Origin of the sequence: Emticicia soli (assembly GCF_037860775.1) — a bacterium.
Taxonomy (GTDB): domain Bacteria; phylum Bacteroidota; class Bacteroidia; order Cytophagales; family Spirosomataceae; genus Emticicia; species Emticicia soli.
The window spans coordinates 118679-132812 of record NZ_JBBEWC010000005.1; the positions used below are offsets into that span (position 1 = coordinate 118679).

Annotated in this window: 10 protein-coding genes; 2 read left to right on the plus strand and 8 right to left on the minus strand. The window is 39.0% G+C overall.

Annotated features, from left to right (window positions below):
* Nucleotides 1-86 precede the first annotated feature (86 nt).
* Nucleotides 87-590, plus strand: a complete 504-nt coding sequence (locus tag WAE64_RS08395) for a hypothetical protein (RefSeq protein ID WP_340235833.1) — start codon at nt 87-89, stop codon at nt 588-590.
* A gap of 33 nt (nt 591-623) precedes the next feature.
* Here the strand turns inward: WAE64_RS08395 and WAE64_RS08400 are convergent, their stop codons facing one another.
* The 4 genes from WAE64_RS08400 to WAE64_RS08415 all read right to left on the minus strand — a co-directional run bounded on the left by WAE64_RS08400 (nt 624) and on the right by WAE64_RS08415 (nt 7961).
* Nucleotides 624-4250 carry a M1 family aminopeptidase gene (locus tag WAE64_RS08400; protein ID WP_340235835.1) on the minus strand — a complete coding sequence of 1209 codons (3627 nt, stop codon included), beginning with the start codon at nt 4248-4250 and terminating at the stop codon, nt 624-626.
* Nucleotides 4251-4270: 20 nt separating this feature from the next.
* Nucleotides 4271-5137, minus strand: coding sequence for an ABC transporter ATP-binding protein (locus tag WAE64_RS08405; protein WP_340235837.1), 867 nt, complete (start codon nt 5135-5137; stop codon nt 4271-4273).
* 147 nt (nt 5138-5284) lie between these two features.
* The gene (locus WAE64_RS08410) at nt 5285-6538 is read right to left on the minus strand and encodes a glucuronyl esterase domain-containing protein (RefSeq protein ID WP_340235839.1); all 1254 of its coding nucleotides are present in this window, start codon (nt 6536-6538) and stop codon (nt 5285-5287) included.
* Between the two features lie 49 nt (nt 6539-6587).
* A complete protein-coding gene (locus WAE64_RS08415; protein WP_340235841.1) occupies nt 6588-7961 on the minus strand; it encodes an aminopeptidase P family protein in 1374 nt (457 codons plus the stop codon).
* A 330-nt stretch (nt 7962-8291) separates the two neighbouring features.
* On the opposite strand from WAE64_RS08415, the gene WAE64_RS08420 reads away from it, so the two are divergent.
* Nucleotides 8292-8798 (plus strand): GbsR/MarR family transcriptional regulator, encoded by a 507-nt coding sequence (locus WAE64_RS08420; RefSeq protein WP_340235842.1) that lies wholly within the window; start codon nt 8292-8294, stop codon nt 8796-8798.
* Between the two features lie 80 nt (nt 8799-8878).
* On the opposite strand, the gene glmS is transcribed toward WAE64_RS08420, so the two are convergent.
* From glmS to WAE64_RS08440, 4 genes are all read right to left on the minus strand, one after another.
* Complete coding sequence (gene glmS, locus WAE64_RS08425; protein ID WP_340235843.1) at nt 8879-10717, minus strand: glutamine--fructose-6-phosphate transaminase (isomerizing); 1839 nt, start codon at nt 10715-10717, stop codon at nt 8879-8881.
* Nucleotides 10718-10914: 197 nt separating this feature from the next.
* Nucleotides 10915-12249, minus strand: coding sequence for a DUF4270 family protein (locus WAE64_RS08430; RefSeq protein ID WP_340235844.1), 1335 nt, complete (start codon nt 12247-12249; stop codon nt 10915-10917).
* Nucleotides 12250-12292: 43 nt separating this feature from the next.
* The gene (locus WAE64_RS08435; RefSeq protein ID WP_340235845.1) at nt 12293-13102 is read right to left on the minus strand and encodes a glycogen/starch synthase; all 810 of its coding nucleotides are present in this window, start codon (nt 13100-13102) and stop codon (nt 12293-12295) included.
* Between the two features lie 203 nt (nt 13103-13305).
* Nucleotides 13306-14118 (minus strand): glutaminyl-peptide cyclotransferase, encoded by an 813-nt coding sequence (locus WAE64_RS08440; RefSeq protein WP_340235846.1) that lies wholly within the window; start codon nt 14116-14118, stop codon nt 13306-13308.
* Nucleotides 14119-14134 lie beyond the last annotated feature (16 nt).

The following is a 14134-nucleotide window of genomic DNA, read 5'->3' on the forward strand; positions in this document are numbered from 1 at the left end:
TAAAGTTATCTTAATTAATTCGAGTGAGATATTTCCTAGCAATTTTATTTGTCTTGTTATTTTTAAACGATAGCAATGCACAACTTATGTACCGTACTCGTTATACCTCAGCACTGATGGTTGAGACTTTTGCATCAAGTCCGATTGTATCAGTCAATTACGAGCACCTTCCTATTCGCTGGAAAACAAGCTTTTGGAGCGTTAGGGGGGGCGTAGGTTTTCTTCCGGGTGGGAGTGGAGCTGCAAATAGCCCGGGTGCGTCGTTTCCAATAGCAACTACTTACAATTTTCTTTTTAATAATCTTCGTAAACGTATTTTTAATAGGGTGTATAAAAGATGCAAATCAGCACCTTCAAAAATTGCTTCCGAAATTTTTGGCGAAACTGGCCTTGGTTATACTTTTGGGGCTTATCCGAATGGTGATACGAGGCACAACAGCTATTTTATTCTGGGCGTAAGGCAGCAAGTTATTTTTGATATACCGCCACACCCGAGAGTTATTTTTTTAAGAGCTAATCTTACACCTACCTATGCTACCGGTACATTTGAGTTGAGAGGCGGTATAAGTTTGGGTATATCTATAAAATAGAAGAGGGCTAAATTAATAGCCCCCTTGTTATTATCAAATACTTTCGCTTTTCTCCGCCGCTTTGGTATTATCTTCGGCATGTCGGTCAATTAACTTATTGATAGGGTCAATTCCCGCCTTCTTAGGCTGTTCTTTCACAATAATAGTAAAGGTATTATTCTTCTTGTTAACCTTGTGTTTTTTCAGATATAGCAATTTATCGTTACCATCTTTATCAGTTCCATATACGCCAACATCAATCCAATCATTAATAGCAATCGGTGATTCATTGCCTGAGCTATCAGCTCTGAATTTCTCGTTGGTAGTTGTAATCTTAACCTCAAAGGTTTTATCTTTCAGCGCTTTATATTCTACTTTTTCAACCTTGTTTTCAAACAAAGTAATTGTTTCGAACATATCTGTTATGATATTCTTGAGCGAGTCAGGCGTTTGCTCTTTAAAGTATTTCAATAAATCATTACTTGTTGGGTAACGCTTATTTTTAGAATCAGGCCCCGGATACTGCCAGTCATTAATGAAATTTCTTAAAGCGAGATTGACTTTCTCTTCGCCGATATAATCTTGCAAGGCAAACATAACAACCGAGCCTTTACGGTAATGAATGTATCCTTGCCCTTCAACCATGTTTAAAGGTTGTTCTTTTTTACGCTCGGTAGCACGGCCTTTTAGGTAACTGTTCAATTCATATTTCAGGAACTTCTGCATCAATTCTGGTGTAACGGTATGTTTCATTACCATAAGTGCCGAATACTGCGCCTGTGTCTCCGAAAGCATGGCATTGCCTTTTACATTAGCCTCAGCAACCTGATGCCCCCACCATTGATGACCCAGCTCATGGGCAGTTACATAATAAGGCATATCAAGGTCTTCTTTAGGGTCAGAAACTTTTTGAATAAAGCCTATACCCTCTGAAAACGGAACTGTATTGGCAAATGACTGGGCAAACTCAGCGTATCTCGGAAACTCCATAATACGCATCTGGCGGTATTGATAAAGGCTGAAATTCTTAGAGAAATACTCAAAAGAAGCTTTCATAGATGCCATCATTTTATCGAGGTTATACTCATGTCCTTTGTTGTAATAAATTTCAAGGTTTACATCTTTCCATTTATCTTTTTTGACTTCATATTTAGCCGAAACTATCGAATAAAAATTACACATAGGTACATCCATTTTGTAATGGAAATACTTGCGGTCGTTTTCGTCCCATGTTTTTTGTAGATACCCCGGTGCTATGGCTGTCTGGTCTTTGTCTGTGCCTATTACCATTTCGAAGCGTATATAGTCGGCGTCGTCGCCAAATAAACTTTGCGATAAGCCTACCGGATTATTCTGCTCCAGCATACGTTCTTTTTCTGGCAATTTGTGTTTACGGCGGGTGTCGTCATCACCAATCTCATAATTATCTGAGTAGCCTATTGTCGGAAAATACAGATTGTTGAAGAAAGTACCATTATTTACCACATCTGTATTGCCTTGCCCAGCCACAAAACCTTTAGTTTCAAAACGTGTTTTAAACGACATCTTCACCGAGTCTCCCGGTGCTAGTGGCTTGTTGAGGGTATAAATAGTGTAGCCGTATTTAGCGTAAGTTTTGTTTTCTTTAGCTCCTTTATCAAACTTTAGATACTCCAACTTCATTTTGTGTTGCATATCGTTCTGGATATGCACATCGGCCATTGGTTTTTCTGTTTTGTTTTTAAGCCAGAAATAACCCTCTGCCGTGAAGTCACGGTTTTGCGGATAAATCTCTACTTTCAGATTAACATCTATGATTTTGGGTTGTGGCAGATGCTCAAATTTCTTGAGGGTTTTCTCATAAGCTACTTGTTTTTCTTCGCCTTCCTCACGGGTTTCATAGTCATTCAGGCGATTGGTATTATAAAATACATAACAACCTGCAGCTACAAAAGCTAAGAAAGAGAAAATACCAATGGTAAGCACAGGACGGGTAAGGCGTAATTTACCAACTTTCAGGCGGGTTTTCATAACAGCCTCGGAACCACGCACCGAGAAAACCACAGCCAGAACAAACAGAAAGGCCACAAAGGCAAACCAGTATAGTTTCAGCCACGAGAATCTTGTAATGAAATGCCCGTATTTGTTCATGTCAGAGTAATCTCGTAAGCTACCGCTACCAAAAGAGAACAGTGGGTGTTGAATACCCGAAGCGCCCAAGAAAAACGTAACCAGGAAAAACACAAACATCATGGCGAACCCTACAAATTTGTTGTTTGCCATTACCTGTACAAAGAACGACAACAGCGTATAAAGTACTAAGAAGATAAGTGAATTGGTAAAAAGTGCCTTGAAGTACAATGGAATTTCGAAATTGAAATACCCATGACTTGCCTGTATAATAATACCTGCTAGTATAAGAATAAGTAACAAGCCAACGTAAATAATCAATAATCCAAGAAATTTGGCAAATAGATTCACCCAATCAGGCACCGGAGTAGCGTCTACAATAAGGTGCATATTGGTAACACGCTCTTTCCAGATAATTTCTCCGGAGTAGAAAATAACAATAATCAGAAAGTATAAATCAAACCCATTCAATAGCCCAATTACATTGGCAGTAATAGGGTAGGAGCTTGTACCATACATTTCCTGAAAGTAAAATGAGCTGATAGTTAAATCGGCCAGACCTACAAAAATAATAGCTATAAAAGGTACTTCTCTTACAATCATTTTAGTATAGAAAACAGCCTCTTTCCAGAGTTGTTGCAGGTTAGTGCCAAAACTACTGAACTGATGCACCAACGGAATACGCACAAGCTCAGGTTGTATGGCCGATTTTTCTTCTTTAATAGCTTTTTTCTTAAACAAGCTACTACGAACTACATTAAAACTGAATGAAAAATAAGTAACAATAAGAATAAGCAAGGCAATACTACACCAGATTACTCTGTTCCACAGTAAAACACCATCAAAAGATGCAAGCATTGAGTTTTTCTGTGCAGGTGTCCAATATTCAGTATAGATAGTAAAAGCCCTATAGCAGAATGGGTCGAGCAATGCGGCAACAGTTTTATTTTCAATATCGCCCAGAATAGTGTCAGTTATCTGATACAACACAAACAATATGATACCTTGTGTATAAATAACGATTGTAGAGCGGCTCAATGCTCCTGCGGCAAAGAAAATAGCCCCTTGAATAAATAGATTGGTAACACCCCAGAAAAGGAAGGGCTGAAAATATGACCAGGCATTGAAAGGAAGTAGTTTCTTGCCCTCCCATGATGGGTCCCAAGGCAGATACTCGCCAATGCTGAAACCTATCATGAAGGCTATCCAGATGGCTGAATAAATCATGACCATAACAAGGAATGAACCCAGAAAACGGCCTAATAGGTAGTCAAACTTAGATACTGTTGTGCTGAACATCAAGGACTCCATCTTATGCTCAAAGTCTCTCAGCACAGCCACCCCCATAATTGCCGAGCAAATGAAGGTCATGAAGAAAGTCATGATGATAGTCATGGTCGATAAAAAGAATGGCGAATTCTCTTTTATCTGTCCTCCGGCTACTCCATCAAAACTCACGTATTTAGAGGTTGCAGCAGCAAAACAAAGTATAAACAGTATACCGAAATAAATATAAGTAGCAGGTCGGTTTTTACGATACGAAAACTCAAACCTTAGTATTTCTTTTAACATAATTGAAATGGGTATAAGGTTTAAGCAAATATTCTAGAGAAGTACACGTCTTCAAGGTCACCTTCAACGGCTTCAAAAGTACCATCTGGGTTCTCTTCCGAAAATACGTGGATAATTGGGTTACCGGCAATCAGTTTTTCCGAAATCACCCTGAAGTTTTGTTTATATTCGCTCAATTCAGCTTTGCTGATACGTTTCTCCCATATTTTGCCAACAATAGAACTCAGGGCTTCATCGGGGCTGCCTTTAAAAAGAATTTCACCTTTGTTGAACACGGCCATATCAGAACATAGTTCTTTAACATCGTCTACAATGTGTGTCGAAAGAATCACAACCGTGTTTTCGCCTAATTCAGATAATAAATTCAGGAAACGGTTGCGTTCGGCAGGGTCAAGCCCGGCAGTAGGTTCGTCAACAATAATTAATTTAGGATTAGCCAATAGTGCTTGCGCAATACCAAAGCGTTGTTTCATACCACCCGAGTAGCCACCAAGGTTCTTTTTGCGAGCATCCCAAAGGTTTGTTTTTTGCAAAAGTGCTTCTACTACCGCTTTGCGCTCGCCGCCATTGGTAATTCCTTTTAATACAGCTAAGTGATTAAGTAGTGTGAGGGCATCTACCTTTGGATATACTCCAAATTCTTGAGGCAAATAGCCAAGGGTTTTACGCACTTCTTCTTTTTGGGTCAGAACATTAATATTACCAAGGGTGATAGTGCCGCTATCGGGCTCTTGTAGGGTAGCAATGGTTCGCATAAGCGAAGATTTACCGGCACCATTGGGCCCTAATAAGCCGAACATACCCTGATTGATGATAAGGTTGACATCTTTCAAGGCGTGTACGCCATTAGAATACGTCTTGTTTAGATTCGTAATGCTTAGCTGCATAATTACTGTTGGAAGGTTTAGATGAAGAAAAATATTGTTAATAATAAGAATAAATCATCAAAAAAGGTAAATAATTATGACAAAAGGAGTTATAAGCACATGAAGACCATGCGCCGGGTAAAAAATGCCTTATTAAGCGGAATAATATTACTTGTTTACTACTTCTGCTGCGAATTTGAGATATTGCTCCCAATCATAGGCATTCATATCATGCTTACCTGAGCGATAGTGGTAACGAAGATGAGAACCTACCGGAGTATTAACAGGCGGTTGAGCATCAACCCCTAAGCCTTTTTTACCATAAAGCGCAAAAACAGGCTCGGCGTTTTTCAGCGAAAGAAACTCTCCGTTAGGGTCGGCCCATTGGTCACCTTCGGCACTTGAAACATACACAGGGCGAGGCGCAATAAGGGCAAACAACTGGTGTTGGTCAAATGGTAATGAGGCAATATTACCACTATAGGTTTTGTATTTGCCCGAAAACCAATGTGGGAAGTTCTTATTGATGATTTCGTGTGTTTCGCCATACCAGCGTCTTTTCAGCGCAGCACCGCCTTCACCTGATTCATTAGAGATAAAAGCTGCAAAGCGTTGGTCTTGCACTGCTGCCCAAAAGGCCGCTTTTCCTAGCCTTGAATGCCCAATAACTATGGCTTTTTTGCTGTTTATATCGGCGTCGGTTTCCAGATAATCAAGCATTCGGCTCAATTGCCATGCCCATGCACCCATAGCACTCCATTTTTGGTCATCAGCCATACCAATAGCGCCTCTTAATCCTATTTTCCAGCCCTCGGCATAGTCTGGCTCAATGTCTCCATAATAGGCTGTAGCCATAGCAAAACCCTTGTCGATAATTGCTTCAGCAGGCCAGCTTTCTACTACTGCATTGCCTCTTAGGGCTTCTAGTGCCCGGTGGTCTCGTACTCGCTCAGGGTTTTTCTGAAAATCAACCATCCAGTTTTGGGTAAGTAAAACAGCAGGATCATTACCAAGCGATTGATTTCCCTCAAAATTCAAACCTACAAATACAGGTGGCTTTTTAACATGCTTTGGTATATAAATTAAGAGATTAATTCCGCTTAATTGTGGGTAATCATCAAACGTGATAAGTATTTGTTTACGAATGGCTTTTCCACTCAACGCATTATTGTTTGTTTCTAATACCTTGAATCGTTGTTTGGTCGAGATAGTGGGTGTAACACCATATACATTTTCAGCAAAGAGTTGCAGCAAAGCCGGGCGATTGGCTTCCCATTGTTTTGCATTGCTTATTTTGGTTTTATTAACACCCGTCAGAATATCGGGTAGAGTATAAGGCGGTATTTTAGCCTCATCGTAATTAGCGTTCTGAGCAAGCATACTTTGTGAGATAAGGGATAGAATAATGATGAGTTTTTTCATAGGTGGTATAAAATAAAGGCACATTCGGTAAAGAATGTGCCTGATAATACTAATTTTTCAAAGCTTCTACTTCATCAATTGTTTTCGGTATTGGCTTGCCTAATATTTGGTGGCCATCGGCTGTTATCAGACAGTTGTCTTCAATGCGTACGCCTCCAAAATCTTTGTACTGCGCCAGTTTATCATAATTCACAAAATTGGTGAATTTCTTCTCGCTTTGCCATTTATCAATCAATTCTGGTATAAAATATAAGCCAGGCTCTACCGTAAGCACATAGCCTTCTTCTAATTCTTTAGCCAATCTAAGCGATTTTAATCCTAACTGTGTGCTTCTTTGCTGTCCTTCGGCATACCCTACGTAGTTTTCTCCTAAGTCTTCCATGTCGTGCACATCTAAGCCAATAGCGTGACCTAAGCCATGTGGCATAAACAAGCCTTGTACACCTTCAGCCAGCATTTCATCAACATTTCCTTTTACAAGCCCTAAATCACTCAATCCTTCGAGCAATATTTTATTCGCCAATAAGTGGATTTCTTTGTACTGAATACCTGGTTTTAGTGCCTCAATAGCGCTTAGCTCCATTTGTAACACTATATTGTAAATCTCTTTTTGTTGTTCGGTAAACTTCTTACTTACTGGAATAGTACGGGTAATATCACCTGCATAAAACATACTATTTTCGGCACCTGAGTCATTGAGTGCAAGTCTGCCTTCTGTCATGGTATTGCCATGATAATGGTTATGAAGTGTTTGTCCATTTATACTAAATATGATAGGATAAGCCAGTTCTCCTCCTAACTCAAGGGCTTTTCCATGAATAATAGCTGCTATTTCATACTCTTTTCGTCCTGCTTTGGTTTCACGCATGGCGGCTATGTGCATTTCACGGCAAATATTAACTGCTTCTTCCATCTGCACTATTTCCTCAGTCGATTTGTAAGAGCGTTGCGCAACAATAGCTTTGATAAGGCTGGCAGATGCTTTTTCTTTTAGTTGGCTTACGGGTATATTCAACCATTCGCTTAGCTTGAACTTATTTTCATACCGATACGGAGGCGTAAAGTGTACTTTTGAAGCCGTTGCTAATTTTGAGGCAAGTTTTGCGTAAGGTTCGGTACGATAAACACCTACTTTGCGGGATTGGTCGGCCAGCGTGGGTTGTGGCCCAACCCAGATAATATCGTCCATCGAAAACTCATCGCCGAAAATAATTTCTTCGCCCGAGTCTACATCTATCACCGCTGACAGATTGGCAAGGCTTATGCCGAAGTAATATAAAAAATTGCTATCCTGACGGTAGCGATAGGTATTATCGTGGTAATTCATTGGGGCTTCTTCGTTGCCCATTATTAAAATTAATCCGCTTCCAACAGTACGCTTCAAGGTGTTGCGTCTTTCGATATAAGTTTGGGTAGAAAACATTTTTTGCTGATTTTTTAGAACACGAAGTAAGCGAAATTACACTAGATTTTATAGAATTAAGAATCAATAATTTAAGAATTGAGGTAGTATTTCTCACTTATTCGGTATTTTTTTCTCCTTAATTTGAGGAAATTGTGTAAAATTTTTCTCAAAAATTTTGTAAATTTAGTTATATAATATATTGTTAATCAATTAGTTAGCGAAAATAAAAGTTTGGTACGATTTTGGTATTATTTTTTTCAAAATATTTTGAAAATTCAAAATAGTTATTTTACTTTGAGACACTAACGCTTACGTGCAATATATAATAATTTAAAAAAAATGGCTATTATGGAGTTAAAAGAGGCAAAAGACAAGTTTATCCATACGTGGGGTACGCTTGCCACTCAGTGGGGTATCAACCGCACGATGGCACAGATACACTCACTACTTTTGCTTACACCTAAGTCTATGAATGCTGATGAAATTATGGCTGAATTACAAATTTCGAGAGGAAATGTAAACATGAATCTGCGAGATTTGATGGATTGGGGCCTTATTCACAAGCAGCTTCTTCCGGGTGAACGGAAAGAGTATTTTATAGCAGAAAAGGATGTATGGAAAGTTGCTAAGCAAATTGCTAAAGAGCGACGACGCCGAGAAATCGGACCATTGATAGAAGCAATGGCAGATTTAAAAGACGGGCTTAAACCCGATACTGCCGAAAAAGAAGAATTTTTGAAAATAGTGAACGATATAAGTACAGTTACTGTATTTGCAGACAATACCCTTAACTCATTATTGAAAGCCGATGAAAACTGGTTGATAAGCAGTTTCGTGAAGGTTTTTAACAGATAAACTCAGTGTTTATTTGAGCTAAGCAGTAATCATCTATTTTGTGGATGATTACTGCTTTTTATTTGTGACTTATGCGAGCATTACTCAACCGTTACCGATTTGGCCAAGTTACGTGGCTGGTCTACATTACGGCCTCTAAGTACGGCTATGTAATAAGAAATTAATTGTAACGGGATAGACGTAAGCAATGGAAGCAATAAATCGTTGGTACGTGGCACTTCTACCACAAAGTCAACCATTTTAGGTATCAATGTATCGCCTTCTGTCACGATGGCTATTACACGTCCTTTACGTGCTTTTACTTCCTGAATATTTGATACGATTTTTTCGTAAGACGCATCTTTGGTTGCGATAAACACAACAGGCATGTCTTCGTCAATCAGGGCAATAGGGCCGTGTTTCATTTCGGCTGCAGGGTATCCCTCGGCATGGATGTACGAAATCTCTTTCAGTTTTAGTGCCCCTTCAAGAGCAACCGGGAAGTTGAGCCCACGGCCTAAGAATATGAAGTTAGAAGCAAAAGTGAAGAGTTTAGAAATATCTTTGATTTTCTCGGCACTTTTCAGAATCTTTTCTACTTTAGCCGGAATGGCATCTAGGCCAAATAATAACTCACGGTATAAATCTTGGCTGATTGTGCCTTTTTTATGGGCTGTGGCAATTGCAATAAGGCTCAGAACCGTTACTTGTGCCGTAAAGGCTTTTGTACTGGCTACGCCAATCTCAGGGCCGGCATGCGTGTAAACACCTGCATGCGTGATACGTGCAATTGACGAACCCACTACATTACAAACCCCTAAAATAATTGCTCCTTTTGATTTGGCTAATTCTAAAGCAGCCATTGTATCGGCTGTTTCGCCTGATTGCGAAATGGCAATCACAATATCACCTTCTTTGATGATTGGATTACGGTAACGGAACTCAGAAGCGTATTCAACTTCAACGTTTACACGTGCCAATTCTTCAAAAAGGTATTCGCCAACCAGACCCGCATGCCATGAAGTACCACAGGCAACTATCACAATACGGTCGGTTTTAGCTATTTTATCCAGATAATCTCTTAACCCTCCCAATTGCAGGCTTGCGCTGTCAAGATTAATACGGCCTCTCATCGAATCAGCAATTGAGCGAGGTTGCTCAAAGATTTCTTTTAGCATGAAATGGTCGTAGCCGCCTTTTTCAATGGCTTCCAATTCCAATTCAACTGTTTCAATGTAAGGGGCAATATCTTCGTTTGCAAGGTTTTTAATAACCAGTTCATTATCTTTTACGATAGCAATTTCGTAGTCGTCGAGATACACAACTTCTTTAGTGTATTCAATAATAGGCGTAGCATCAGAAGCAAAGAAGAATTCGTCTTCGCCAACCCCAATCACCAATGGGCTACCTTTTCGGGCGGCAATCAGTTGAGTTGGGTTTTCTTCATCAATAATTACAATTGCATAAGCACCTACAACTTCATGAAGGGCGATTCTTACGGCCTCTTCAAGGGTGCAGAACATATTTGTCTGAATATCTTCAATGAACTTAATCAGAACCTCGGTATCGGTTGCACTTTCAAAACTATAGCCTTTGTTAACAAGGCTTTGTTTGATAGCAGCGTAGTTTTCGATGATGCCGTTGTGTATGATAGCTAATCGCTTGTTGGTAGAGTAGTGGGGGTGGGCGTTAATATCGTTTGGCTCACCGTGAGTTGCCCAACGTGTATGGCCAATACCTATACGTGCTTTTAGTTCTTTATCTTTTAATTCACCCTCTAAATCTGAAACCTTTCCTTTTTTCTTGTAGACTTTTAGTCCATGACCGTTCAATAATGCTATACCTGCACTGTCATAACCACGATACTCTAATCTTTTAAGTCCTTTGAGTATAAGAGGGGCAGCTTCCCGATGCCCCACGTAAGCGACAATTCCACACATAGTTTTTCAAATTGTTTTTAAGTAGAATGTTAGTTTTCTGTAAATAAAGAAGTTTTTAATTAAAAAAGTCCAATTATTAGTCCCTTATCTACTCAAATTTATGAAAAAAATCCAATAATAAAACAAAAAAGAGGAGATTTTGGCCTCCTCTTTTATTGAACGAAAACTATATGATATTATCTTACGATTATATTATTTTATCTTTTACCTGAGTAATAGACATTCAGTTTAATATTTTTGATAACTGCTCTGGTTGCATTGTTGTTGTAAAGACTAATGCTTGAGCCAGAGGTTGAAGTGGTTAAGATACTAGGTACAATAGCAATACCATCGGTTGTTTTGCGCTTGTTTAGTATATCTTGTATATACGATGTAAAGTTAAACGTATAGTTGTTGTTGGTAGTGCTGTAGTCTGATACATACTGTACTCCCGAAGCAACATCAAGCGCTACGTAATCTTCAACATTGTTTGTTTTCTTTAAACGATTATCTGTGCCTATTTCAACAAGGGCAATTTGTATAGGTGGTCTGTAACTACCACTAACAAAATCGAGGTCAGGCTCAATGACTAACTCAGCTTTGTTGATAGCAACATTGTTGCTGCCTACCTTTAGTAAATCAGCAAGTGTAGGGAAGCTCACTTTAGTTGTAATACCAACGCCGGTCTGAATATAAGTTTTGTTGCCGGTAAGTGCCGCAGGAATCGACCCTAATTGTTTAAGGTCTTGCAGTACTGTGCCTTGTCTGTTACTTTTAATCTCACTGAAACGCTCACCTAAAAAAGTAAGCGCCAGCGCTTTTCCTACTGTATCTTCCTGAACGTGATAGTACAATAATGAATAACTGGTAGATGTAGACAATGTAAGGCCATACATTGATTGGGCATCCTGGTTAACCGTAAAGGCGAAGCCTTTTACTGCAGCAGTAAATTTATCAATGTCTCTTGCTGCGTCTTTACCTACTAGAGCAAATAGTTCATTACCCAGCTCGTTAGGCATTTTAAATGTAATTAAACTATCACGTGTATTACTGATAGCTCGTTTAAAATCTTTGTAGGTGAGTACCTGGCTTGCTAAAGGCGTTGGGTTATATGCCAACGAGTTATCGTTTACATATTTTTTATTTTTAACAAAGTCTTCAGTCAGGCGATGAATATTTAGTGTAATAGGTCTGGTAGAGTCACCATAAGAAAAGCCATTGTGTACCAGATATACGTACATTGAGTCATATACTGCTTTAGCACTATCTGCACTAGGGAAAACCAAAGGGGCATAAGCACCTGTAGTGGCGTCGTAAGGTAGTGTTAATTGTGTATACATGGTAGCCGATACGTCACCAAAAACAGGGTCTTTGTAACGCCCAAAGATAGCCCCACTTTGAAGCGATGTTACGATAGAATCAAGCATAACAGTTGTTTTGCTTACCGTAAGGGTATCGGTGAAAGTAGTAGAGAACTGGCCTCCTGTAGAAGGAGTATCAACGGCAATGTTAATAGGGTCTTCGCACGAGAAAAAGAAAGCGGAAAGTAGCATAATGGCTACATTCCGCGTCTTATTTATGAGATTCCAGCTATTATTAAGGAACGAGTTCTGTGTAAAGATTAAAGTACGTTTCTGTAACGTCGTCGTCTTCAATACCTGCTTCAATTTTGTTTGCTTTAATTTCATTCAATAATGTACTTAATTTTTCATTCATATCCTCGTTAGCTTTCACTACTGAGTCGGCATATTGACAACCAATTTTAATGAATCCTTCAAAGTCGGCAGAGCGTAAGTTAGCTAAGGCTTCGTCTGATACATCCATTGCTTTTGCTTTTTCCAGAATGTCCTCGTCAAACTTGTGCTCAAAAGCATTGTTATAAATAGTAAATACTGATTTTGTATCTTTGAAAACCGGATCGTTTTTATAAGTTGTTTTTAGATACAGCGGAATTAGAGCCGTCATCCAATCAGTGCAATGTACGATGTCAGGTGCCCAACCTAGTTTCTTTACAGTTTCCAGAACCCCTTTACAGAAAAAGATAGTTCTTTCGTCGTTATCATCGTAGAAACTTCCCTCTTTATCTAAGAAAACGTATTTCCTGTTGAAATAGTCTTCATTGTCTAAAAAATAAACCTGCAATTTTGCACTCGGGATAGAAGCCACTTTAATAATAAGGGGTTTTTCATCTTCGCCGACTGAAATATTGATTCCTGATAGCCTTACAACTTCGTGAAGACGGTTTTTACGCTCGTTTATTGAGCCAAAACGTGGAATCAGGATTCGGATTTCCATGCCTCTCTCTTGCATGGCCTGCGGAAGTTTACGAAGAAATTCTGCTACTTCTGAAACTTGAAGGAAGGGATTTATTTCACTTGCAACGTACAGAATACGGAGTTTACGCATATCGATAAAAGTAATTTATTGGGAGTGTCTTCCAAAAAGTATGCAAAGATACGAAAAAAACTAATAATTTGTAACAAAATGTTCGAAAAACAAATCGTTTCCCACAATAAATCTCTTATTTGTTCCGATAAACAAATGAAAATCAAATCTTTCTTCAGGTTTTGCACGTCTTCTTACAAACCCTTCCGCTTTGTATTTTTATTTTAATGACTAAAGTCTATTTCATAAACTTTTGGCCACATTTTTCCGGTAATATATACCTTATTAGTAGTAGAGTCGAATGCAATGCCATTCATCTCCAACGACTTCGCATATTGTGTTTTGGCATCGGCAGCTATTGAGCCTAGGTTCATTTTAGCTACTACATTGCCTGTAGCCGGGTCTATTTTTACAATTTCATTTGTTTGCCATACATTGGCATAAATAAAGCCCTTTATATACTCTAATTCGTTCAGCAACTCTTTTGCATAGCCGTTTTCACGTATCGGAAGCGTTTTGATAACTGCCAGTGAATTAGGGTCGAGATAGGTGAGGTTGTAGGTTCCATCACTCATAATAAGAGATTGCCCATCTGTTGTAAGTCCCCAACCTTCGCTATTGTTAAAACTAAATTCTTTTATTTTCTTAAATGTCTTTAAATCATACACAAAGCCTACTTTTGATTTATAGGTAAGCTGATAGATTTTATCATTTAATATAGTAATACCTTCGCCAAAGTATCGAGCTTTATCAAGTGTTACTTTCGTATCTAGCTTTCCGGTTTTTAAATCAAGAATACCAATGACCGACGAAGTTTCGGATAATTCGTCGGGTGAGCCTGTGCTTTCAAAAACCTGATTATTGTGTACCAGGAATCCCTCTGTAAAGGCTGTGGTATCGTGAGGAAAAGAATTAACGAGTTTAAACGGAATAGAAGGGGTACTTGCTTTTGTCTCAGAGCCCTCACTCGATTGCTCATTGTTGCATGAAAAAAGGATAACAGCTAAGAATAAAGTCCCAAATAGTTTCTTCTGCATAATTAGATTGATAATC

Excerpts from the sequence above, each read along its gene's own strand:
- WAE64_RS08395 (WP_340235833.1), top strand. The coding sequence starts at position 87 with ATGTACCGTACTCGTTATACCTCAGCACTGATGGTTGAGACTTTTGCA.
- WAE64_RS08400 (WP_340235835.1), bottom strand. The coding sequence starts at position 4,250 with ATGTTAAAAGAAATACTAAGGTTTGAGTTTTCGTATCGTAAAAACCGA.
- WAE64_RS08405 (WP_340235837.1), bottom strand. The coding sequence starts at position 5,137 with ATGCAGCTAAGCATTACGAATCTAAACAAGACGTATTCTAATGGCGTA.
- WAE64_RS08410 (WP_340235839.1), bottom strand. The coding sequence starts at position 6,538 with ATGAAAAAACTCATCATTATTCTATCCCTTATCTCACAAAGTATGCTT.
- WAE64_RS08415 (WP_340235841.1), bottom strand. The coding sequence starts at position 7,961 with ATGTTTTCTACCCAAACTTATATCGAAAGACGCAACACCTTGAAGCGT.
- WAE64_RS08420 (WP_340235842.1), top strand. The coding sequence starts at position 8,292 with ATGGAGTTAAAAGAGGCAAAAGACAAGTTTATCCATACGTGGGGTACG.
- glmS (WP_340235843.1), bottom strand. The coding sequence starts at position 10,717 with ATGTGTGGAATTGTCGCTTACGTGGGGCATCGGGAAGCTGCCCCTCTT.
- WAE64_RS08430 (WP_340235844.1), bottom strand. The coding sequence starts at position 12,249 with ATGCTACTTTCCGCTTTCTTTTTCTCGTGCGAAGACCCTATTAACATT.
- WAE64_RS08435 (WP_340235845.1), bottom strand. The coding sequence starts at position 13,102 with ATGCGTAAACTCCGTATTCTGTACGTTGCAAGTGAAATAAATCCCTTC.
- WAE64_RS08440 (WP_340235846.1), bottom strand. The coding sequence starts at position 14,118 with ATGCAGAAGAAACTATTTGGGACTTTATTCTTAGCTGTTATCCTTTTT.